The organism is Kineosporiaceae bacterium SCSIO 59966, assembly GCA_020881835.1.
Taxonomy (GTDB): domain Bacteria; phylum Actinomycetota; class Actinomycetes; order Actinomycetales; family SCSIO-59966; genus SCSIO-59966.
Window position 1 is genome coordinate 103,126 of sequence record CP052876.1, and the last position, 22,522, is coordinate 125,647.

Below are 22,522 nucleotides of genomic sequence, written 5' to 3' on the forward strand. Positions count from 1 at the left end.
GAGCCGGGGCTCCGGGGAACCGGGAGGACACAGATGGACGTCGTCGTCCTGGAGACCCCTCCGCTGGGGGACCGCAGCTACCTCATCCACGACGGGAGCGTCGCCCTCGTCGTTGACCCCCAGCGTGACCACGACCGGATGGAGGCCGCCGCCCGCGATGCCGGCGTCCGGATCACCCACGTCGCCGAGACGCACCTGCACAACGACTACCTGACCGGTGGCCTGGCCCTGGCCCGGACGGTAGGCGCCGAGTACCTCGTCGACGCCGACGACGAGGTCGAGTACAAGCGCACCGGCGTCCGGGACGGCGACGTCTTCGACGTCGGCGAGCTCGAGGTGCTCGTCGTCGCCACCCCCGGGCACACCCACCACCACGTGTCCTACGTCGTCCGCCACGGCGGCCAGGAGGCGGTGTTCTCCGGCGGGTCGTTGCTGTACGGCTCGGTGGGCCGCACGGACCTCATCGCCCCGGCGGACACCGAGCCGCTGACCCGCCACCAGTACCGGTCCGCGCGCCGCCTCGCCGAGGTCGCCGGGGACGCCGCGCAGCTGTACCCCACCCACGGGTTCGGGTCGTTCTGCTCGAGCGGCCCGGCGTCCGGCGCGCAGTGCTCGACCGTCGCCGAGCAGCGCCGGACCAACCACGTGCTCACCGACGACGACGAGGACCACTTCGTCCGAGAGCTCATCGCCGGACTGACGGCCTACCCGTCGTACTACGCGCACATGGGCCCGCAGAACCGCCGCGGTCCGGGCTCGCCCGACCTGTCCGTCCCCGAGCCCCTGGACGGCGCGGAGCTGGCCCGCCGGCTGGAGGCCGGCGAGTGGGTGGTCGACCTGCGCAACCGGGTGGCGTTCGCCAGCGAGCACCTGAAGGGGTCGGTGAGCTTCGAGTACGGGGACGGGTCGAGCTTCACCACGTTCCTCGGCTGGACGCTGCCGTACGGCGACCGGGTCACGCTCGTCGGGAGCCGCGAGGACGTCGAGAAGGCCGTCCGTGACCTGTCCCGGATCGGCATCGACGGCCCGGACGCCGCCCTCGGTGAGCGGCCGGCCGACCTCGCCCCCGGCGCGCCCACCGACACCATCCCGCGGGTCGGGTGGGCGGAGGTCGCCGAGGCCCTGAAGGCCGGCGGCGAGACCGTGCTGGACGTGCGGCGCGAGGACGAGTACGCCACCTCGCACGTCGAGGGCGCGGTGAACCTGCCGCTGCACGACCTGCTCACCCGCTACCGCGAGCTGCCCGAGGGCCGGCTGTGGGTGCACTGCGCGAGCGGCTACCGCAGCGGGGTCGCGGCCAGCCTGCTGCGCCGGCTCGGTCGCGACGTCGTCCAGGTCGACGCGGAGTACGACCAGGCCGGCTCCGCCGGCGTCCCGGTGGCCGCCGGGAACTGCTGAGGCGGCGCTGTCGTTGCGGCGGCGAGACCGATTTGACCGGACAACCACAGGAGCCTCTCCCGATGTCGGACAGCCCCACCCCGCCCGCACCCGCCGGCAGCGAGGCCGCGCGGGCCATGCGGTCCTCCGGACGCGGCTGGCTCGCTCCGCTCGTCGTCCTCCTCGCGGCCGGGGCCCTCGTCGTCGCGGCCCTGGTCGGCACCGGTGGCTCCGCCGGCGATACCGACGACACGGCGGCACCCGCGGCCTCGCCGTCCGAAGACGCCGACGCCGGGGCGGCCGACGACCAGGAGGCCGCCCCGGACGACGGGACCGACGAGCAGTCCGTCGACGAGGCCATCGCTGCCCTCGCCCACCGCGACGAGGGTGACCCGTACGCCCTCGGGGACGTCGACGCCCCCGTCGTCATGATCGAGTGGTCGGACTTCCAGTGCCCGTTCTGCGGCCGGTTCGCCCGGGAGACGAAGCCCGAGCTCGTCGAGCAGTACGTCGAGGACGGCGTGCTCCGGATCGAGTGGCGCGACTTCCCCTACCTCGGTGAGGAGTCGCGGACGGCGGCACTGGCCGGACGGGCGGCCGCCGAGCAGGAGGCGTTCTGGGAGTTCCACGACGCCGTGTTCGCCCTGGAGGCCAGCCCCAACTCCGGGCAGCTCGACGCCGACCGGCTCGTCGAGGTCGCCGAGGAGCTCGGTCTGGACGGCGAGGCGTTCGCCGCGGCCATGGACGACCCGGCCAACGCCGAGGCCGTCGACGCCGACTTCACCGAGGGACAGATGCTCGGCATCACCGGCACCCCGACGTTCCTCGTCGGCACGCAGCCGGTCGTCGGCGCCCAGCCGCTGGAGGTCTTCCAGCAGGCGATCGAGGCCGCGGCCGCCGAGGCCGCCGACGCCGGCGAGTGACCGGCGTGGACGTCGGGTTCGTCGCCGCCTTCGCCGGCGGGCTGCTCTCGCTGCTCAGCCCGTGCAGCGCCCTGCTGCTGCCCTCGTTCTTCGCCTACGCGTTCGCCCGGCCCACCGAGCTCGCCGTCCGGACGGGGCTGTTGTACCTGGGCCTGCTCGTCACGCTCGTGCCGCTCGGGGTCGGCTCGAGCCTGGCCTCCCGGCTGTTCTACGGCCACCGGGACACCCTCATCGACGTCGCCGGCTGGACGATCATCGCGATGGGGGTGCTGCTCGTGCTCGGCCGTGGCTTCACCGTGCCGGGTGTGGAGCGGCTCAGCGCCCGGGTGACCGCCTGGTCTGCCGGACGGCGCGGAGTGCTGCCCACCGTCGCGCTCGGCGCGGTGTACGGGCTCGCCGGGTTCTGCTCCGGGCCCATCCTCGGCGCCGTCCTCACCGTGTCCGCGACCTCCGGGTCACCCGTTACCGGCGGGCTGCTGCTGGCCGTGTACGCGCTCGGCATGGCGGCACCGCTGTTCGTGCTCGCCCTGGTGTGGGACCGGTTCTCGCTCGGCCGCCGCGGTTGGCTGCGCGGCCGGGAGGTCCGGGTCGGCCGGGTTCGCCTGCACACCACCCAGCTGCTGTCCGGCGTCCTCTTCGTCGTCATCGGCGTGCTCTTCCTGGCCTTCGACGGCACCGCGGGGATCACCGGGGCGTTCGGCCTCGGGGACACCGTGGAGCTCGAGTTCGCGGCCCAGTCCTGGATCCGCTCGGTCGTCGACGCCCGGATCGACGTCGTCGTCCTCGTCGTGGTCGCGGTGGCCGCAGCCGTCGTCCTGGTCCGCCGGCTGCGCCGACGGGAACCGGCGGACGACGTCCCTGAGCGGGTCGACACCCGCCGCTGAGCCGGGCCGGGTTGAGTCTGCCGTTCGCTTGGGTGCATCATAGATACAACATGAGTCCAACAGGTTCGGGCAGCGCGACCGAGCGCGCCTACACGCACGTCCGCGCCGGCATCCTCGACCAGACCTTCCCCGCAGGGGACCTGCTCACCGAGGGAGACCTCGCCGAGCAGGTCGGCGTCAGCCGCACCCCCGTCCGCGAGGCGCTGCTGCGGCTCGAGGCCGAGGGCCTCGTGCGGCTCTACCCCAAGCGGGGGGCGCTCGTCGTGCCGGTGACCCCGCGGGAGGCCGAGGAGATGCTCGAGGCCCGCTGCCTCGTCGAGCAGTGGGCGGCGCCCCGCGCCGTCCGGTCCGGCGGCGAGGCGCTGCGTGAGCGGCTCACCGTCCTCGTCGGCGAGATGCGCGCCGCCGTGGCAGCGGGTGACGCAGCTGCCGCGGCGGCCGCGGACCGGGCCTTCCACGAGGCGGTCGTCGAGTCCGCCGGCAACTCGATCCTGCACCGGCTCTACGTCTCCCTGCGGGACCGTCAGCTGTGCCTCAGTGCCGCGACCATGTCCGGCGACCCCGCCCGGGCCCGCGCCGCGCTCGCCGACCACGAGGGGCTGCTCGAGGCGCTGGTCGCCGGCGACGCCGACCTCTTCGCGCAACGGACCGCCGCCCACCTGGCCACCGTCTCCGCGGCCGACCGAAACGCGTCGTGACCGACTCGGCTCGCCGTCCCTCCCGGCTTGCACCGCAGGTGCCCCGCCAGGCCTGGGTCGTCTGGGGCGTCGGCGTCCTGGCCTACGTCGTCGCCGTGCTGCAGCGCACCTCCCTCGGCGTCGCCGCCCAGGACGCCGCCGAGCGGTTCGGCACGGGTGCCGGCGTCGTCAGCACGTTCGTCGTCGTCCAGCTGCTCGTCTACGCGCTGATGCAGGTCCCGGTCGGCGTGCTGCTCGACCGGTACGGCTCGCGCCGGCTGCTCATCGCCGGCCCCGCGCTGATGGCCGTCGGGCAGGGGCTGCTGGCGGTGGCCGGCTCGGTGCCGGAGGCGATCGCCGCGCGGGTACTCGTCGGCACCGGCGACGCGATGGTCTTCGTCAGCGTCCTGCGGCTCATCCCGGCGTGGTTCCCGGCCCGGCGCGCCCCGCTGATGACCCAGCTCACCGGCATCCTCGGCCAGCTCGGCCAGGTCGCCAGCGCCGTCCCGCTGGTGGCGATGCTGCGCGGGCCCGGGTGGGAGACAGCCTTCGCCGGCGCCGCGGCCCTCGCCGCAGGGTCCCTGCTGCTCGTCGTCCTCGCCCTGCGGGACCAGCCACCCGGCAGCGAGCCGCAGCGTCGCCGGCGCTCGGCGGCCGAGGTCCGCGGCGAGCTGCTCGCCGCCGTCCGTGAGCCGGGCAACCGGCTGGGCCTGTGGACCCACTTCACCGTCCAGTACGCCGGCCTGGTCTTCGTCCTGCTGTGGGGCTACCCGTTCCTCACCGCCGGGCACGGGCTGGCGCCGCAGACCGCGGCCGGCCTGCTCACCGCCATGGTGGCCGTCGGCGTGCTCGCCGGGCCCGTCCTCGCCCGGCTCACCGCCCGGCACCCGCTGTACCGCTCGAACCTCGTCCTGGGAGTCGTCGGCCTGACGGTCGCGGCGTGGACCGTCGTCCTCCTGTGGCCCGGGCCGGCGCCGCTGTGGGTGCTCGTCGGGCTCGTCGTCGTGCTGGCGGTCAACGGTCCGGCGTCGATGGTCGCGTTCGACTTCGCCCGGACCTTCAACCCGCCCACCCGGCTCGGCAGCGCCACCGGAGTCGTCAACGTGGGTGGCTTCGTCGCCTCCCTGCTCACGATCCTGGCCATCGGGGTCCTGCTCGACCTCGGGACGCCGTCCGGGCAGACCTACTCCCTCGGTGCCTTCAAGGCAGCGTTCGCCGTCCAGTACCTCGTCTGGGGAATCGGGGTACTCGGCATCCTGCGCAGCCGGCGGAGCGCACGCCGCCGGCTCGCCGAGCAGGGCACGGTGGTGCTGCCGCTGCACCAGGCGTGGCGCCGGCGGCGGACCCGGGCGCTCGCCGCCTGAGGCGGTGAGGGCCGTGCACGCTCGGCACGCTCAGCCGCAGACGTCCTCGACGTCGACCGGCTCGGTCGGGTCGCTGGTGACGGTCGGCGTCGGGGTGGGGTTCTCCGCGGTCGAGCCGTCGTCGTCCGGGCCGGACGGCGTGGGGGTCCCAGGAGATGTCGTGATCTCACCCGGTGTCGGGCTAGTCGTCGGCTCCGGCCGGGGCTCGAGCGCGTCGGCCACGATCTCGTGCATGGCCTCGAAGTCCGGGTTCTCGGGCCTGATGACGTCCCGGTCGAAGGAGACGCTGCGGATGTGGGCGTCCTGCACCCGCAGGGCCAGCTCGACGAAGGCCTCGAGCTCGGAGCCGCGGACGTCGGTGAAGACGTTGCGCTCCGCCGATGACGCGAGCCGGGGGAAGGCCCGGGCGAGTCGGACCGGGTCGGCCTGCTCGGCGACCGCTGCGATGAGGCACTGCTGGCGGGTCATCCGGTCGTAGTCGTCCGAGCCTTCCCGGGAACGCGCGTACCACAGCGCGTGGTACCCGTCGAGGACCTGCGGACCGGGCTCGATGTACCCCCTGATCGGGTACCGCTCGCCGGTGAGCAGGTTGGTCCCGCCCCCGATCGGGATCCGGCGGTCGACGGTCATCCGGATGCCGCCGATCGCGTCGATGACGTCCTCGAAGCCCTGGAGGTTGACGATCGCGTAGTAGTCCAGCGGGATCCCCAGGACGCCGCTGATCGCGTCGCGGGTCGCGCGCAGTCCGGGGTCGGTGACGCCGGGGAAGTGCTGCGGGTTGTCCTTCGCCCAGCCCCAGACCGCGTTGAGGTGGCAGTCGTTCTGCACGCACGTGCCCGGACCGGACGGGTGGAAGCCGTCGGGGAACAGCTCGGCCCCCACGCTGCCCGCGGCGAAGACCGGGCCCTCGAGGTTGCGGGGCACGCTGAACAGCACCGTCTCGCCGGAGGCGGTGTCGATGCTGGCCACGATCATCGTGTCGGTGCGGGTCCCGACTCGTCCGGGCCCGGCGTCCGAGCCGAGCAGCAGGACGTTCACCCGGGGCTCGTCCGCCCATGGGTCCTGCGCACCCACGTCCGGGGAGGCCAGGCCGCCCTTGCGTCCGTCGTCCTCGTCCTCGTCGAAGACGGTGAGGATGAGTGAGCGCTGGGTCAGCGCGTAACGAGCGGCCGTGGCCCCCGGGGCGGCGACCAGACCCACAAGGGCGGTGACGAGCAGGCCGCTCACCACCTGCTGAAGCACGGTGAGGCGGGTGCGGCGCAGCAGCAGGTGCCCGACGACGACGACGAGGGACCACGAGGCGGCGACGGCGACCGCGACCACGGCCGCCACGAGCAGCGCGTCGGGCCGGGTGGCGACCTGCAGCCCGAGTTCGGTGACGCCGCCGGCGGCGACGACGGCGCCGAGAGCCCCGACGGCCAGGAGGAAGAGCCCGAGGACCACTGCACCGCTGCGTCGCCGGCCGGCCGCGATGAGACCCGCACCGGGCAGCAGGGCGCCGAGGGCGGTGAGCACGGTCAGCCAGGTGAACCCCTGTCCGGCGTCGGTCGCGTGCCGGGCCTGGCCACCGGTGATCCGGACGCCGCGCCCAGAATGCCGGGCGTGCCGTGCGTTGGCCCGCGCGGCCTGGGCCCGGATGGTGCGCCGGGAGGGGTAGGCGACGGGTTCGCTGACCAACGACGCTCCCCTCCCAGCAGGCCGGTGGGTGCACGACGCCACGGCGCACCGGCGGATGTCCGGCCCCATTCCACCACGCCTGGGGGAGTCGGCCGCCTTTGGTCCGCGTCCGCCGGTCCGGCTAGGCTGGCCCGGCACCTTGGAGGCGTCGCCTAGTCCGGTCTATGGCGCCCGCCTGCTAAGCGGGTTTGGGGCTACAACCCCATCGCGGGTTCAAATCCCGCCGCCTCCGCGGCACCACGACGGGCCCGGCTCTCACCTGAGAGCCGGGCCCGCCCCGTGCGTCCCCCTTCGTGATCATGCAATCCCGCCACCCCGGCCCAGCTCGTGCGGGTGGCGGGATTGCATGATCACGGGTGGGTCGTGCGGGGGGTGGGGTGGGACGTCAGTCCATGCCGAGACGGTGCTTGAGGCCGTCGAGCTCGGTCCACAGCATCGCCGGCAGGTGCTCGCCGAACTTCTCGAACCACTCCTGGATCTGCGGGACCTCCTGGCGCCACTCCTCGGGGTCGACGGTCAGGCAGATCCGCAGCTCCTCCTCGGTCAGGTCGAGCCCGTCGGTGTCGAGGGACTCCGGCGTCGGCACGTGGCCGATCGGCGTCTCGGTGGCCGCCGCACGCCCCTCGATGCGCTCGATGATCCACTTGAGCACACGCGAGTTCTCGCCGAAGCCGGGCCAGACGAAGTCGCCGTCCTCGTTCCGCCGGAACCAGTTGACGTAGAAGATCCTGGGGAGCTTCGCGACGTCCGCGTCCTTGCCCATCGAGATCCAGTGCTGGAAGTAGTCGCCCCCGTTGTAGCCGATGAAGGGGAGCATCGCCATCGGGTCACGACGGACGACGCCCACCTGGCCGGTCGCGGCGGCGGTGGTCTCCGAGGACAGGGTCGCCCCCATGAAGACGCCGTGCACCCAGTCCCGGGCCTCGGTGACGAGCGGGACCGTCGTCGCGCGTCGTCCGCCGAAGAGGATCGCCGAGATCGGGACGCCGCGGGGGTCGTCGTACTCGGGGGCGAGGATCGGGCACTGCTTGATCGGGGTGCAGTACCGGCTGTTCGGGTGCGAGCTCGGCTCGCCGGAGTCCGGCGTCCAGTCCTCGCCCTTCCAGGACCGGGCGTGGGCGGGCGGGTTCTCCATGCCCTCCCACCAGATGTCGCCGTCGTCGGTCAGCGCGACGTTGGTGAAGATGCTGTTGCCGCGGTTGATGGTCTCGATCGCGTACGGGTTCGTCTTCTGGTTGGTGCCGGGGGCGACGCCGAAGAACCCGAACTCGGGGTTGACCGCGTAGAGCCGGCCGTCCTCGCCGAAGCGCATCCAGGCGATGTCGTCGCCCAGCGTCTCCACCTTCCACCCCGGGATGGTGGGTTTGAGCATCGCGAGGTTCGTCTTGCCGCACGCGGACGGGAAGGCGGCGGCGACGTAGTACGTCTGCTGCTCGGGGGAAGTGAGCTTGAGGATGAGCATGTGCTCGGCCATCCAGCCCTCGTCGCGGGCCATCACCGACGCGATGCGTAGGGCGTAGCATTTCTTGCCGAGCAGGGCGTTGCCGCCGTACCCGGAGCCGTAGCTCCAGATCGCCCGCTCCTCGGGGAACTGGGTGATGTACTTCGTGTCGTTGCACGGCCACGGTACGTCCTGCTGGCCGGGCTCGAGGGGGTAGCCGACGGAGTGCAGGGCCGGCACGAAGTCGGCGTCGAGCTCCTCCATCCGACGCAGCACGGTCTCGCCCATTCGAGCCATGATCCGCATCGACGTGACGACGTAGGCGGAGTCGGTGATCTCGACACCGAACATCGGCTCGGGTGCGTCGAGGTGGCCCATGACGAACGGGATGACGTACATCGTGCGGCCCCGCATGCACCCCCGGTAGAGCGCGGTCATGCGCTCCTTCATCTCGTCCGGGTCCATCCAGTTGTTCGTCGGACCGGCGTCCTTCTCCTCGCGGGAGCAGATGAACGTGCGGTCCTCGACCCGGGCGACGTCGGTCGGGTCGGACTGGGCGAGGAACGAGTTGGGCTTCTTCGTCAGGCGGGTGAACGTTCCGGTCTCGACGAGGAGGTCGGTGAGCCGCGTCCACTCCTCCTCAGTGCCGTCGACCCAGTGGATGGCGTCGGGGGTCGTGAGGGCGGCGACCTCGGCGACCCACTCGGCGAGCCGGGGGTGGGTGGTCGGCCGGCCGGTGACCATGATGTCGGGAGAGGTGTCGGTGCTCATGTCTCCTCCTGAGTCCTTCCGTGGTCGTCGTTGACCGGTCGTGGACCCGGGTAGGGGTCACCCGCGGTCGGCTGTCGACCGCGGGACGCCCGGGTGTCGCTTTTCACCGTATCCCGCTGTCTCGCACAGCGACACCGCGAATGAGGGGCCCACTCGTGAACTGGCTCACAAGCGACAACCCGCTGTCGCTTCCTTGCGAAAGGCGTTGAGTTCTTGCGGGTTTGCTACTGGTAGGAGACAAAGACGGGGGCCGGTTCGACGTCCATGGTCTGCGCCGGCGTGAACGTCGGGCGGTCCTCGTCGTAGAAGTTCTTCCAGGCCCAGTGGACGTTGTCCGGGGCCCCGGTGCGCAGGGCGTTCCAGGTGGCGAACTTCTCTTGGGGGGTGCCGTTGCCGTCGGCGTGAATCGTGACCGCGAGCTCGTCTCGTGAGGTGTCGAGCAGCTCACGGTCCCTGATCATCGAGAGCCGGAACTGGTGGAGCACGAGGACCTTCTGCGGCAGGGCGTGCTCGCGGGTCAGGTCCGCAAGCCAGGTGATGACGCCGTTGACCTCCTCGACGCTCACCGACCCGATCTGCGCCAGGTGCCGCTGCCCCGGCTGGAGCCGCCACTCGGGGTCGAGGGCGAGTCCGACGTGCGGCTCGACGAGCAGCTCCTTGTACCGCTTGGCCTGGGTGAGGAAGTCGGTGGTCCCGGGCTGCAGGTCGAGGACGACGAGCATGCCCGCCTCACGAGCGGCGTCCACCCACGGGCGGAGCTCCTCGACTGTGGACTCACTCGACCAGTCGCCGTCGCGGCCGGGCTCGCTCGAGGCGACGGTGGTGATGATCTCGAAGGCCGGGACCACCGGGACGTCGGACAGCTCGGCGTACTCGGCCGCCGTCCGGTGGGCACGGTCCACGGCCTCGTCCAGCGGCTGCTCTCCCATCACGCCGAGTGCGCTCGTGCCGGGGTGCCCGTAGAGCGCGACGACGCGCCGGTGCGGGAAGACGACCTGGCCTCCACCGGGCAGCTGGACGCCGGTCGCTGCGGTGGCCACCCGCGCCTCGACGGTGTCGACGTCGCCGAACGCGTCGCCGAGCGCCAGTACGTGCGACGGCGGGTGCTCGGCGAGCTGGGCGATGGCATCGGGCTCGGTCCGCGGGTCGCCGTCCGGGAGCTCGAGCACGCGTGCCCCGGCCGCCGAGGCGGCGGCGACGGCGGTGGACGACCAGTCCGCGCCGTCGGTGAGGACGACGACGTCGCCCAGCGGCTCGGCGGCCGTCGTGGCCGGCAGGTCCGCCGGATCGGTGACGACCTCGGCGCCGGCGGCATGGACGGCGGCAGCGACGGTCTCGTGGTCCAAGGCTCCGGACGACGTGGGGCTCGGGGCGGTCGTTCGGCCAGAGCTCTGGGTGGACGTGGGAGCCGAGGCCGGCGTGGAGGTTGGCGTGGCTTCCGGAGGTCCCGGCTCGGCGAGGAGGACGCTCTCGGTGCCGAGGCGGTGGAGCTCGGCGGTCAGCTCGGCCGGGTCGGTGGCAGGGTGCAGCACCGGCGCGCCGCGATCCACGGCCGCCTCGACGACTGCGGCGTCCGACGGCGCCGCGACGGCCATGACAGGAGCAGTCTCGAAGAGGTCACGGACCGTGGTGAGCGCCGCGCTGGCGGCGTCCTGGTCCGGGAGGACCGTCGTCGGCTCGGCGGGCGCACTCGTGTCGAACCGCGCCGGCTCGACGTGCAGGCCCGAGGTCGCCGGAGTGTCGGTTCCGTCGTTGGCTGCGGTTCGAGAGGCCGAGCCGCCGCCGTCCGTGCACCCCGCCAGCGCCACGGCGCCGGCGGCGAGACCGGCGGCGACGGTGGCGGGCAGGCGGCGGGAGGTCACCGGGGCAGGGTAGGTCGGTGGTCTTCGTTTGTCCGTTCGGCGGCAGGACGTCGACTCGCCGAGGGGCGGGCAGGTGTCGGCCTGGATTTCAGGGGCGCGCGGGAGTCGGGCTAGACTCGGCGCGCTCCATGCGCCCGTAGCTCAACGGATAGAGCATCTGACTACGGATCAGAAGGTTGGGGGTTCGAGTCCCTCCGGGCGCGCGTCGCGTTGAGACAGCGACACAAGGCCTCTGACCAGCGGAAACGCCGGGCGGAGGCCTTGCTCGTTTCGCTGTGGACGGCGCCGCCAGCGCGCGGCCAGCCACCCTCTCATGGTGAGGCGGCGGTTGGCGGAGTCTCAGTCCTCGGCGACCCGCACGTCGACGTCGATGTTGCCGCGCGTGGCGTTGGAGTAGGGGCACATCTGGTGCGCCTGCTCGGCGAGGGCCACCGCCTCCTGGTGAGGCAGGTCGGGGATCGTCACCTCGAGCGTGACGGCCAGGCCGAAGCCTCCCTCTTCGCGTGGCCCGATGGCCACCCTGGCACCGACGGTCGATCCCTCGACCGACGTCTTCGCCTGCCTGGCAGCGCCCTGGAGCGCCGAGTGGAAGCAGGCGGCGTAGCCCGCGGCGAACAGCTGCTCGGGGTTGACGCCGCCACCGGGTCCGCCCATCTCCTTGGGGACGGCAAGATCGAACTCCACCTGCCCGTCGCTGGTGCGCACGTGACCGTTGCGACCGGCGCCGGTGGAGAGGGCCTCAACGGTGTAGAGGATCTCCATCCCTGCAGCGTGCCACGTCCCGACGAGTGCGGCGAGAGCTCCCGTGGGATGCCTTGGTAGTCATCGAGGCGGCCGGGGGACGGTAGTGGCCCCACGGCGGCGCAAACCCTCCCCAGTGCGCAGACGTGGTGAGTGGGTGTGCGGGTCAGACCGAGCAGGAGCCGTCCTGGCAGCCGTCCCCGTCCTGCCGTCCGGTGCCGGTGGTCGCTCCGGCGCCGACCATCTGCAAGGGGTTGGCCTTGGCCCACGCCTGCTCCAGCGCCTGGCTGAACACCTCGACGGGCTGGGCCCCGGAGACGCCCACCGCCTCGGCGAGGACGAAGAACGGGACGCCCGTGGCGCCGTACGCCTGGGCCCGGGCGACGTCCTGGTGCACCGCGTCGGCGAACTCGTCCCCGGCGAGCACCTCGCGCACCCGGGCTTCCTCCAGGCCCACGTCGGTGGCCAGTCGGACGAGGGTGTCGTGGTCACCGATCTGCTCGCGCTCGGTGAAGTACCCGCGCATGAACCGCTCGTGCGCCGCACCGGCCAGCCCCTGCGTGGCGGCCAGGTGGATCAGCCGGTGGGCGTCGAAGGTGTTGCCCAGCCGGGCCTCCTCCAGGTGGTACTCCAGACCCACCTCTGCGGCCATCCGCTCGATACGCGCGTTCATCTGGCGGGCCTGCTCCAGGTCCGTGCCGTACTTGCGCGACAGGTGCTCGGTGGTGGTCTCGGTGCTCGTGGCGGGGGCGGTCCGGTCGAGCTGGAAGCTGTGCCACACGATCTCGACCTGGTCCCGGTGCGGGAACGACTCCAGTGCCTGTTCGAGGCGACGCTTGCCGATGTAGCAGAACGGGCAGACGACGTCGGACCAGATATCGATCTTCATGTCCTGCGCAACCGCCGGCCGCACCGGGCCATTCCGGCTCGGTGGTAGACCTCGGTCCCGCGGCTAGGCTCTCCCGACGTGAGCGAGCTTCAGGTCGAGGCCGCCGTCCCGCCAGCCGAGGACGCCGAGGTCACTGCCCGCTGGCAGCGTCTCGGCATCCCGGGGCTGGCCGACGTCCACACCCACTTCCTGCCGCCGCGGATGCTGCGCCGCGTGTGGGCGCACTTCGACGAGACGGGACCGCTCATCGGCCGGGCGTGGCCGATCACCTACCGCTGGAGCGAGGCAGACCGGGTGGCGCACCTGCGCGCGCTGGGAGTCCGGCACTTCACCGCGCTGCCGTACGCTCACCGGCCCGGGATGGCGGTCGACCTCACCGAGTGGGCGCTGGAGTTCGCCGATCGGACGCCGGAGTGCGCGCCGTCCGCGACCTTCTTCCCCGAGCCCGGCGTGCTGGACTACGTGCGCTCGGCGCTCGACCGCGGGGCCGCCGTCTTCAAGGTGCACGTCCAGGTCGGGGGGTTCGACCTGCGCGACGAGGTGCTGGACGCCGTGTGGGGCGTCCTCGCGGAGGTCGGCGTCCCGGTCGTCATCCATGCCGGCAGCGGTCCAGTGCCTCGCGCGGGACTCACCGGACCGGAGCCACTCGCCGGGGTGCTGCGCCGGCACCCGACGCTGACCGCCGTCGTCGCCCACATGGGGGCGCCGGAGTACGAGGGCTTCATCGAGATCGCCGAGCGGTACCCGCGCGTCCACCTGGACACCACGATGGTGTTCACCGACTTCTTCGAGGAGACGGCGCCGTTCCCGCGCGCGCTGCTGCCCCGGCTCGCCGACCTGCAGGACCGGGTCGTGCTCGGGTCGGACTTCCCGAACCTCCCCTACCCGTACGCACACCAGCTGGAGGCGCTCGAGCGCCTCGAGATGGGAGACGACTGGCTGCGAGACGTGCTCTGGCACAACGGGTTCAGACTGATAGGGGCGTCAGCCGTGAGGTAGTGGGACCGGCCGTACGCTCACTGTCCCAGCGCAGGGCAGTCGGCGGCTCGTCGTCGACCACAGGGATCCGTGCCTTCGGCCTCTGGTCTGCGCCCGTGACCACACCGCACGATGGCGCGGATGGGCGACGGCATCGACCTCCAGTCCGGCCTCTCCTCGACTGAGGCGGCGGCTCGGCGTGCTCGTGACGGCCCGAACCGGATGCCTGCGCCCCGCCGGACGAGCATGGTGCGCCGCTTTGCCGGCCAGCTCGTCCACTTCTTCGCGGTGATGCTGTGGGCGGCTGGGGCGCTGGCGTTCGCCGCTGGTCTGCCGCAGCTCGGGGTGGCGATCTTCCTGGTCATCGTGGTGAACGCGGTCTTTGCGTTCGTCCAGGAGAGCCGGGCTGACCGGGCCGCGGAGCGGTTGCGGGAACTGCTGCCTCGTCGGGTGACGGTCAGGCGGGACGGCCGCCTGCAGGAGATTGACGCGGGAGAGGTCGTGGTCGGCGACGTGCTGGCCCTGGGGCCCGGGGACCGAGTGCCTGCTGATGCCACCGTGGTGGTGGCCCGCAACCTGCTCGTCGACACCTCCTCCCTCACCGGCGAGAGCGAGCCGTCACCGGTTGACGAAGGGACGCTGTACGCCGGCTGCTTCGTGGTGGAGGGCGAGTCCGACGCGGTGGTGACCGCCACCGGGGTATCGACGCGCCTGGCGGGCATCGCTCGTCTCACCGTGCAGACGCCGAGTCCGCCGAGCCCTCTGGCCCGGGAGCTGCACCGGGTGGTGCGGGCGATAGCGTCAATCGCCGTGGCCGTCGGTGGCGGCTTCTTCGTGCTCGCGCTCGTCCTGGGCGACTCGGCTTCGGACGGACTCGTCTTGGCCATCGGGGTGACCGTGGCCCTGGTCCCCGAGGCCCTGCTGCCGACCGTCACGTTGTCGCTGGCGTGGGGCGCCGAGCAGATGGCCAAGCGCGAGGTGCTCGTGCGGGAGCTGGAGGCAGTGGAGACGCTGGGTTCGACCACGTTCATCTGCACGGACAAGACCGGCACACTCACCCGCAACCAGATGACGGTGGTCGAGGCGTGGACGCCGGGGGGCACGGCTGTGATCGACACGCCGGGCTACGAGCCCACTGCGACAGTGGTGCTCTCCAACCCCGGTGCCCGCCACGGTCTCGAGGTGCTGGCCCTGTCCGCGGTGCGCTGTTCGGCTGGGTACGTGCACCCGGTCGACGGCGGTTGGGCCCCCCACGGCGATCCGATGGAGGCAGCACTCGACGCCTTCGCCCGTCGCCTGGGACTCGACACGGACGACGACCGGACCAGCCACCGGCCGAGTGTCCGGTTCCCGTTCGACCCTCGCCGCCGGCGCATGTCGATCGTCATCGACGACGAGGTGCTCGTCAAGGGCGCGCCCGACACGGTCCTACCCCTCTGCTCGGACGTCGAGGGCGCGGCGCAGGCGCTGACTGCGCTCACCGACAAGGGCCTGCGGGTTCTCGCGGTTGCCGGCAAGGCGACGGCCGGGTCGGCGCCGAGCTCGGCGGAAGACGCCGAAGCCGGTCTCTCGCTGATGGGCCTGGTGGCGATGGAGGACCCGCCCCGCCCCGATGTCGCCGAGGCGATCGAGACCTGCCGCCGTGCCCGGATCAAGGTGGCCATGATCACTGGCGACCACCCGGCGACTGCTGCCGCTATCGCCACCCAAGTGGGCCTGCGCCGGCCCGACGACCCGGTTCTGTCCGGCGATGAGCTGCCCGCCGACGATCAGGTGCTCGGTGCACTGCTCGACCGGGACGGCCTCGTCGTGGCCAGGGTGTCGCCCGAGGACAAGCTTCGCATCGCTCGATCTTTGCGGGCCCGCGGCCACGTGGTGGCCATGACAGGCGACGGGGTCAACGACGGCCCCGCCTTGCACGAAGCCGACATCGGGATCGCGATGGGCGCCTCGGGCACGGACGTGGCCCGCGAGGCCGCCGACCTGGTGCTCCTCGACGACCACTTCGCCACCATCGTTGCCGGCATCGAGCAGGGGCGGACGACGTTCGTCAACGTGCGCCGGTTTCTCACCTATCACCTCACCGACAACGTCGCTGAGCTCGTCCCCTTCCTCGTCTGGGCTCTGTCGGGCGGGCACTTCCCCCTCGCCCTCGGCGTCCTGCAGATCCTCGCCCTCGACCTCGGCACCGACACCCTCTCAGCCGTCGCGCTCGGCGCCGAACCCCCCGCCAGAGGGGTGCTCGAGCAGCCACCGGTGTCGGGCCCGCTGCTCAACCGGGCCGTCGCCCGCCGCGCCTTCGGTGTCCTCGGCCCCACCGAAGCGGCGATGTCGATGACGGCGTTCGTGGTGTCCTTCGCCGCCGCCGGATGGCGGCCCGGCGAGCCGTTCCCCGGCGGCGCGACCGCTGCTGCGGCCTCGGGGGCCGCGTTCATGACCGTCGTGCTCGCCCAGACGGCCAACGCGTTCGCCTGCCGGAGCTTCATCCACTGGCCCGGCGCCCTCGGGTGGACGACCAACCGGCTCCTGCCCCCCGCCATCTGCCTTGGGCTCGCGTTCTCGCTGCTCGTGCTGTTCGTGGAGCCCATTGCCAACGAGCTCGGGCACGCGGTACCACCGCTCGCCGGCTGGGTGATCGCCGTCCTGTCGGTTGGTGCTGTCCTCGCCGCGGACGCGATCGACAAGCGACGCCACCATCACCGACGCTGATTCCGGCAGGCGCGTCGACCCGCTGGCCGAGCCCCGCCTCGCCTGGGGCGTGGGTCAGCCTGCGCCGATGGGTCCGGGGCGAGACCCTTTTCGACGGCCCGGTCCCCGCAGTCGTCGTACTCGGACGACGGGTGGGGCCCTGCGGGCTCTGGTGCCGGCGACGGGGACGAACCGAGGCAGGGCGATACTGGGCCGGAGGAGGAAGGTTGGCGGTGACTGATCGGCCCAGCGAGGTTGAGGGGAGCGCTGACCGTCCGTGTGGCGCTCCTCCGGACCGCTTCGCCGGCGAGGCTGACGCTCGCCCGAGTGCTCTCCTGGTCATGGCCGAGTACGGCGTGGAGGATCCGGTGTGGGCCAGGCCGACGGGTCACGGCGGGCCTGTACGACTCACCGACCTCGGTGTCACACCGCAACTCGTCAGTCGTCTCCGAGGGTGGAATGAGCAGTTTGAGAACCTCGCCGCGACGAACTTTGAGTGGGAGAGTCCCGAGGTGGAGGACGCCTGGATTCGTGAGGGCCTGAACCTGGCCTACGAGTTGCAGAACCAGCTTCCTGACATTGACATCAGCTACGCGCACGACGGGGACGGTCGTTCAGTGCGGGAACGGCGCGGACCGTGACGAGGGCGCAACTGGCTGAGATTCTTCGACGCAGCACCGACATGGCCGGCTGGTCTCCACCGCGCCAGGCCCTGCCTACGCCCCGACGGTACGGAAGCCCCCGTTGGCCATGGACGAGTCCGGAGTGTTGGAGGAACGCGCGGCGTTCCGGTACCGGTTGCAGTACGAGTCGTGACAGAGGAACGAGCCGCCGCGCATGACCCGCGCGGTTCCCCTGTCAGGGCCCTGAGGCGCTACGGTCGGCGAGTTCTCGAAGTACCTCGGAGAGAACCAGTCGCTGCACCACTCCCACACGTTGCCGACCGTCTGCCACAAGCCGAACCCGTTCGGCGCGTAGGTGCGAACCGGTGCAGTGGTGAGGAAACCGTCTTCCTGGGTGTTCAGCACCGGGAACCGCCCCTGCCAGATATTGCATCGCCATTCATTTCCGTGTGGCGGTGCCAGGTCATTTCCCCACGGGTAGCGGGCTCCTTCGAGCCCTCCCCGGGACGCGTACTCCCACTCGGCCTCGGTCGGGAGTCGCCGGTTGGCCCACGCGCAGTATGCCTGTGCATCGTTCCAGCTGACGTGGACGACAGGGTGGTCCTCGCGCCCCTCGGTGCTGGACCGGCGCCCCTCGGGGTGCCGCCAGCTTGCGCCCCGGACGCCCAACCACCACGGAGTAGCTGGTGGCCGTCCGACGATGTCGTCAGGGTCAGCTGCCAGCGCCAGATGGAACACCGCTGAGTACCCGAACTGCTCGGCCTCGGTGACGTAGCCGGTGTCCTCGACGAAATGAGAGAACGCCTCGTTCGTCACGCTGGTGGCGTCGATGGAGAACGCCTCGAGCTCGACGCGGTGAACGGGTCGCTCTCCGTCGGACGCGATCCCGTCACCGTGGTGGTCGCCCATCAAGAATGCGCCGCCAGGGACCGTCACCTGCTCAATCGCATGGATCCCACCGTCGCCGGTCGGCCGCGGGCCGCTCCGGGCCGGTGCCGTGAGCGTCTCGTGCGACCGCGACGGGGCGCAGCAGGCGGCGGGTGCACGACCCTCTCCGTCCGTCACGGCTCACGTCCCCTCTAAGTACGTCGACCCGGCGACCTCGTGGCCGCGGTCACGGTGATGGGCGGACCTGTCGGGCAAGGAAGCAACCTCCCAGAGGCGTTCAAGCACTCCGAGCTTCGCCTCCGTGTCGTCGTAGGATCGGTCCAAGCGGGCTGGCTCGTCAAGGAGCGCCCGGCCTTGGAGAGGCGACACGGCCTTGGACTCGACACGGACGCCGCGGCGGGTGACCCTTGCGGACGTAGCACGTCACGCAGGCTTCTCGCGGTCCACGGCGTCACTCGTCTTCCAGGACAGCCCGCTGGTGGCGACCGCGACGAAGGCGGCGGTGCTCACCGCCGCGAAAGACCTCGGGTACGTGTACGACCGCCGTGCCGCCGCCCTGCGGACCCGGAAGAGTCACACGATCGGCTTGCTGATCCCGGGTCTCGCGAACCCGTTCTTCGCTGCACTCGTTCAGGCGGTCGAGGAGCAGCTGAGCCCGTCAGGCTTCACCGTCCTGCTCGCCAACACACTCGAGAGCCCTGATCGGCAGATCGCTGTGCTGGAGACACTCCTGGAGTACCGGGTCGACGGTCTGCTCATCGTTCCAGCAATTGGCTCGGGTCCTGACGTCCTTCAACCGCTGGATCACTACGGCGTGCCCCACGTCCTGCTCACCCGAAGAATCGCCGGGGCAGCTGAGGGTGACTGGGTCGGTTCGGACGACCGTCGAGGGGGACAGCTGGCGGCCGAGCACCTGCTCGACCACGGCTGCCAGTCACTGGCCTACTTCGGCGGGCCGGTGGACACGTACGCACGCGCCACTCGGCACGACGCCTTTGCCGACACAGTTCTCACGGCCGGCGTGACGTTCGCCGAGGAGTGGTCTCAAGGCACCGAGACCTCCAGCTCGGCCGGTTATGAGGCGGCACGAGCGCTGCTGCAGTCCGGCCCGCCACCGGAGGGACTGGCGTGCCACAGCGACGCCATCGCCTTCGGTGCCATGCGCGCCCTACGGGATGCCGGCTGGTCAGTGGGAGAGCAGGTCCGAGTCATCGGCTACGACGACGTCGAGCACGCTAGGTCGTGGTCGCCGTCCGTCACCTCGATCTCCGTCTCCAGTGACGAGATGGGTCGCACGGCCGCCGCGCTGCTCCTTGAACGAATTGAGCGTCCCGGTCGCTCGGCGAGCGCACGAACCGCCGTCTTCACGCCCACACTGCAGCTCCGGGAGTCCTGCGGCGCCCACGCGTAGCCCCCGCGGAGAGGACCTGGGCCCGCGAGCGCTCGCTGGACGAGACGCGGCCGAAGTCGTTGACAGGCTCCATGGTCGCCACCTAGCGTTCGGATCGATCCAAGGTGATGAGCATCACCTCAGGGCCCGCCGCGACGTCCGGGAAGCCGCTGAGCGAGTCACTGATACCGGCTGTATCCACTGACGGTTAGATCGATCCAAGGGAGAGTCACATGACACGTCGACCTTTCGCGCGGGTTGCACCAGCCGCTGCGGTCGGGCTGGGTGCCCTCGTAGCCCTGTCGGCTTGCGGCTCGGACGGCGCAGCCGAGTCTGACGGCGACGGCGACGGCGACGACGTCGCCGTCGACGAGATCGTGATCGCTACCGCCGAGACGCCGTGGCTGGCCAGCTATGAGGAGATGGCGGACCTCTACGAGGAGGAGACGGGGGTGAGGGTCACTATGCGGACCTTCCCCTTCGACGGTCTCCTCACGCAGCAGGCAAACGCCGCCCAGAACGGGTCGAACGCCTTCGACGTGTTCCAGCTCAACGAGCAGTGGGTCGGTCAGTTCTACGACAACCAGTGGGTCCAGCCGCTGCCAGAGGTCGACCCGGACTTCGCGTGGGACCCCAATCTCATCGAGTTCGACGGCGTCGGTCGGTGGGACGCCGAGAACCGGACCACGTCGGTGGACGGCGTGCCGTACGCGTTGCCGATCAACGGCAACATTCATGAGTTCATGTACCGGGCGGACCTGTACGACGAGCTCGGCCTCGAGGTACCGACGACCTGGGACGAGGTCATCGCCAACGGCGAGGCAGGCCTGGCCGGCGGTGTCGAGCACGGGTACGTGCTGCGTGGCAAGACGCCGACCTACGACTTCAGCGCAGTGCTCTTCTCCCACGGTGGGCGTTGGTTCGCTGGCGAGCAGGACGGTGACTGGACGCCTCAGGCGGACACGCCCGAGTTCCGGGCGGCGCTGGAGCAGTTCAAGGCGCTGGCCGAGATCGGGCCGGACGCACCGCAGACCGTCGCCCAGGCGGAGGCGACCTCGCTCATGCAGGGCGGGTCCGTCCTCCAGGCAACGCTCGTCTCAGCGGTTGCGGCGCCCCTGGAGGACGAAGGCGCCTCCACCGTGGCAGGGCAGATCGGTTACGCCGTCCTCCCCGGTCAGACGCCGGTCAGTGGCACGTGGACGGTCGGCATCCCCACCGGACTACCTGAGGAGCGCACCCAGGCTGCCTACGACTTCATCACCTGGCTCACCAGCCAGGAGACGATGCAGGCGTGGGCGGACGCGGGAGGCATCACGACGCGGACGGACGTCGACAGCGACCGCCCCGAGCTGCAGGTCATCATCGACTCCGCCGACATGATTCGCGGCGGACTGCGATACACGTTCACACCGCTCATGCTCGAGGTCACGGACCCGACCATCGGTGAGTACCTCGCGGGCACGGTGTCGTTGGACGAAGCCGTCACCCGGATCCAAGACGGTTTGACCCGGGTGGTGGAGGAAGCCGGCTTCGGTTCATGACGGCGACGCCGACCAGTGTGGTCCCGACGGCCGTCGGCTCGCGCGGTGCCGGGCGCGCCGGCGGCGGTCGGGACCGCCGACGCCTCTCGGCCTTCAAGGTCCTGTCGCTGCTCCCGCTGATCCTCGTCCTGGTTCTGCTCGTGGGTTTCCCCATCGGGCAGATGGTCTGGATGTCCTTTGGTGACGTGCGGCTCTCCGCAGGGGACCTCGTGTGGGAGTTCGCGGGCCTGGCCAACTACCAGCGGATGCTCGAGGACGAGACCTTCCGGGTCTCGCTGTGGAACTCGCTCGTCTTCATCTTCTTCACCGTCCTGATCACGGTAGTGCTGGGCGTGGCGCTGGCCCTTGCCGCGGACCGTCTGGTCCGCGGTCAGAGGCTGATCCAGAACGTGCTCCTGTGGCCCGCCATCGTCGCGCCGGTCGTGATCAGTGTCGCGTGGCTGCTGATTCTCAGCCCGCAGGTGGGCCTGCTGAACAAGATCCTGACGTCGGTCGGCGCGTCCCCGCAGACCTGGCTGGGCGAGCCTGTCGGTGCGATGGCCAGCGTCATCGTCGTCGACGTCTGGCACTGGACGCCCATCGTCTTCCTGCTCATCTACACCGCGCTGCGTTCTCTGGACTCCTCCGTGCTCGAGGCGGCGAGCATCGACGGGGCGAGCTACCTCGCCACCGTTCGCTACATCGTCCTGCCGCTGCTCACGCCGGCGATCCTCGGCGCGGTGGCCATTCGCGTGCTGATGGGAGTGAAGGTGTTCGACGAGATGTACCTGCTGACCTTCGGGGGTCCGGGCACCGCGACGACCGTGATCAGCATCTACCTCAGGTCGGTGTTCTTCGAGTCCTTCCAGTACGGGTTCGGCTCCGCGCTCAGTGTCACCGTGGTCGTCCTCGTCCTCGTGACGCTGCTCGCCGTGCTCCTGGTCCGCCGCGTGGTTCGAGGTGTCCGTCATGCCTGATCAGACCGTGCACAACCGTCATGGCTCGTGGCTCGTGCGCATTCTCCTCGGAGCTGCGGTCGTCTGGACCGTCGTCCCGATCCTGTGGCTGCTGCTCATCGCCTTTCAGCGCCCTCGGGCGATCGTCTCGCCGGGCTGGACCTTCGACTTCTCGCTGGCCAACTTCGAGGAGGTGTTCGGCCCGCGCGAGGTGTACGGCGCGCAGGTCCTCAACAGCGTCATCCTGGTGGTGGTCTCAACCTCAGTCACGCTGGTCATCGCGGCCTTCGCCGCCTACAGCCTCAGCCAGCTGCACTGGTCTCGGCGGACAGTCGCGCTCGTTCTCGCGGGCGCCGGTCTGCTCCAGGTGATCCCGCCGATGACACTGGTCCCGGGGTTGTTCGCGACCCTGCAGACCATCAACCTGAACGGCACGCTCACCGGCTTGATCCTGCTGAACATCGTGTTCAACCTGCCGTTCGCCGTCATCCTGATCAAGTTCTACTTCGACACGTTGCCCGGCGAGCTGCGGGAGTCGGCCGCGATCGACGGTGCCAGCGAGTTCATGACCTTTCGCAAGATCATGCTCCCTCTCGCGGCGCCCGGAGTTGCGTCCGTGGCGGTGTTCACCGCCATTCAGGTCTGGAACGAGTTCCTCTTCGGTCTTGTGTTCACCGCCGGCGGGCGGGAGGCCCCGATCACCGTGGGCATCGCCACACTGATTCAGCCGCAGGAGATCAAGTTCGGGCCCATGGCTGCGGTCGGTGCCGTCACCGCCATCCCCATCATCCTTCTCGCAGTCATCGCGAACCGCCAGATCGTCGCCGGGCTGACACGCGGCGCGGTCAAGGGCTGACTACCACTAGCCAGGAG

General features: G+C 71.0%; 18 protein-coding genes and 2 tRNA genes. 14 read left to right on the forward strand and 6 right to left on the reverse strand.

The window, feature by feature from the left end:
• Positions 1-33: 33 nt before the first annotated feature.
• From HJG43_00510 to HJG43_00530, 5 genes are all read left to right on the forward strand, one after another.
• Positions 34-1,398 (forward strand): MBL fold metallo-hydrolase, encoded by a 1,365-nt coding sequence (locus HJG43_00510; GenBank protein ID UER53284.1) that lies wholly within the window; start codon positions 34-36, stop codon positions 1,396-1,398.
• Positions 1,399-1,514: 116 nt separating this feature from the next.
• Positions 1,515-2,300, forward strand: a complete 786-nt coding sequence (locus HJG43_00515) for a thioredoxin domain-containing protein (protein UER55581.1) — start codon at positions 1,515-1,517, stop codon at positions 2,298-2,300.
• A gap of 5 nt (positions 2,301-2,305) precedes the next feature.
• Entirely contained in the window at positions 2,306-3,184 is an 879-nt protein-coding gene (locus HJG43_00520; GenBank protein ID UER55582.1) for a cytochrome c biogenesis protein CcdA, read from the forward strand.
• A 50-nt stretch (positions 3,185-3,234) separates the two neighbouring features.
• Complete coding sequence (locus tag HJG43_00525) at positions 3,235-3,882, forward strand: GntR family transcriptional regulator (GenBank protein ID UER53285.1); 648 nt, start codon at positions 3,235-3,237, stop codon at positions 3,880-3,882.
• A gap of 38 nt (positions 3,883-3,920) precedes the next feature.
• Positions 3,921-5,225 (forward strand): MFS transporter, encoded by a 1,305-nt coding sequence (locus tag HJG43_00530; protein ID UER55583.1) that lies wholly within the window; start codon positions 3,921-3,923, stop codon positions 5,223-5,225.
• Between the two features lie 30 nt (positions 5,226-5,255).
• Here the strand turns inward: HJG43_00530 and HJG43_00535 are convergent, their stop codons facing one another.
• On the reverse strand, positions 5,256-6,902 hold the full coding sequence (locus HJG43_00535; GenBank protein UER53286.1) for a LytR family transcriptional regulator: 1,647 nt from the start codon (positions 6,900-6,902) through the stop codon (positions 5,256-5,258).
• Between the two features lie 141 nt (positions 6,903-7,043).
• Between HJG43_00535 and HJG43_00540 the strand changes: the two genes are divergently transcribed.
• Positions 7,044-7,134: transfer RNA gene (locus HJG43_00540), tRNA-Ser, on the forward strand.
• 153 nt (positions 7,135-7,287) lie between these two features.
• Here the strand turns inward: HJG43_00540 and HJG43_00545 are convergent.
• Both HJG43_00545 and HJG43_00550 read right to left on the reverse strand, forming a co-directional pair.
• A complete protein-coding gene (locus tag HJG43_00545; protein ID UER53287.1) occupies positions 7,288-9,114 on the reverse strand; it encodes a phosphoenolpyruvate carboxykinase (GTP) in 1,827 nt (608 codons plus the stop codon).
• A 224-nt stretch (positions 9,115-9,338) separates the two neighbouring features.
• Positions 9,339-10,976, reverse strand: a complete 1,638-nt coding sequence (locus HJG43_00550; protein UER53288.1) for a hypothetical protein — start codon at positions 10,974-10,976, stop codon at positions 9,339-9,341.
• Positions 10,977-11,106: 130 nt separating this feature from the next.
• Here HJG43_00550 and HJG43_00555 point away from each other — a divergent pair.
• Positions 11,107-11,179 (forward strand) — tRNA-Arg (locus HJG43_00555).
• 136 nt (positions 11,180-11,315) lie between these two features.
• Here the strand turns inward: HJG43_00555 and HJG43_00560 are convergent.
• The gene (locus tag HJG43_00560) at positions 11,316-11,738 is read right to left on the reverse strand and encodes an organic hydroperoxide resistance protein (GenBank protein UER53289.1); all 423 of its coding nucleotides are present in this window, start codon (positions 11,736-11,738) and stop codon (positions 11,316-11,318) included.
• 145 nt (positions 11,739-11,883) lie between these two features.
• Positions 11,884-12,606, reverse strand: a complete 723-nt coding sequence (locus tag HJG43_00565) for a DsbA family oxidoreductase (protein ID UER53290.1) — start codon at positions 12,604-12,606, stop codon at positions 11,884-11,886.
• A gap of 78 nt (positions 12,607-12,684) precedes the next feature.
• Between HJG43_00565 and HJG43_00570 the strand changes: the two genes are divergently transcribed.
• From HJG43_00570 to HJG43_00580, 3 genes are all read left to right on the forward strand, one after another.
• Complete coding sequence (locus tag HJG43_00570; protein ID UER53291.1) at positions 12,685-13,605, forward strand: amidohydrolase; 921 nt, start codon at positions 12,685-12,687, stop codon at positions 13,603-13,605.
• Between the two features lie 120 nt (positions 13,606-13,725).
• Complete coding sequence (locus tag HJG43_00575; GenBank protein UER53292.1) at positions 13,726-16,293, forward strand: cation-transporting P-type ATPase; 2,568 nt, start codon at positions 13,726-13,728, stop codon at positions 16,291-16,293.
• Between the two features lie 320 nt (positions 16,294-16,613).
• Positions 16,614-16,913, forward strand: coding sequence for a hypothetical protein (locus tag HJG43_00580; protein UER53293.1), 300 nt, complete (start codon positions 16,614-16,616; stop codon positions 16,911-16,913).
• Between the two features lie 75 nt (positions 16,914-16,988).
• Here the strand turns inward: HJG43_00580 and HJG43_00585 are convergent, their stop codons facing one another.
• Positions 16,989-17,960 carry a formylglycine-generating enzyme family protein gene (locus HJG43_00585; GenBank protein ID UER53294.1) on the reverse strand — a complete coding sequence of 324 codons (972 nt, stop codon included), beginning with the start codon at positions 17,958-17,960 and terminating at the stop codon, positions 16,989-16,991.
• A gap of 223 nt (positions 17,961-18,183) precedes the next feature.
• Between HJG43_00585 and HJG43_00590 the strand changes: the two genes are divergently transcribed.
• The 4 genes from HJG43_00590 to HJG43_00605 all read left to right on the forward strand — a co-directional run bounded on the left by HJG43_00590 (position 18,184) and on the right by HJG43_00605 (position 22,505).
• A complete protein-coding gene (locus tag HJG43_00590) occupies positions 18,184-19,194 on the forward strand; it encodes a LacI family DNA-binding transcriptional regulator (GenBank protein ID UER53295.1) in 1,011 nt (336 codons plus the stop codon).
• A 212-nt stretch (positions 19,195-19,406) separates the two neighbouring features.
• On the forward strand, positions 19,407-20,714 hold the full coding sequence (locus tag HJG43_00595; GenBank protein UER53296.1) for an extracellular solute-binding protein: 1,308 nt from the start codon (positions 19,407-19,409) through the stop codon (positions 20,712-20,714).
• Positions 20,711-21,670, forward strand: a complete 960-nt coding sequence (locus tag HJG43_00600) for a sugar ABC transporter permease (GenBank protein ID UER53297.1) — start codon at positions 20,711-20,713, stop codon at positions 21,668-21,670. Before HJG43_00595 ends, HJG43_00600 begins: the two co-directional genes overlap by 4 nt.
• A complete protein-coding gene (locus HJG43_00605) occupies positions 21,663-22,505 on the forward strand; it encodes a carbohydrate ABC transporter permease (protein ID UER53298.1) in 843 nt (280 codons plus the stop codon). The genes HJG43_00600 and HJG43_00605 overlap by 8 nt, the downstream gene beginning before the upstream one ends.
• Positions 22,506-22,522 lie beyond the last annotated feature (17 nt).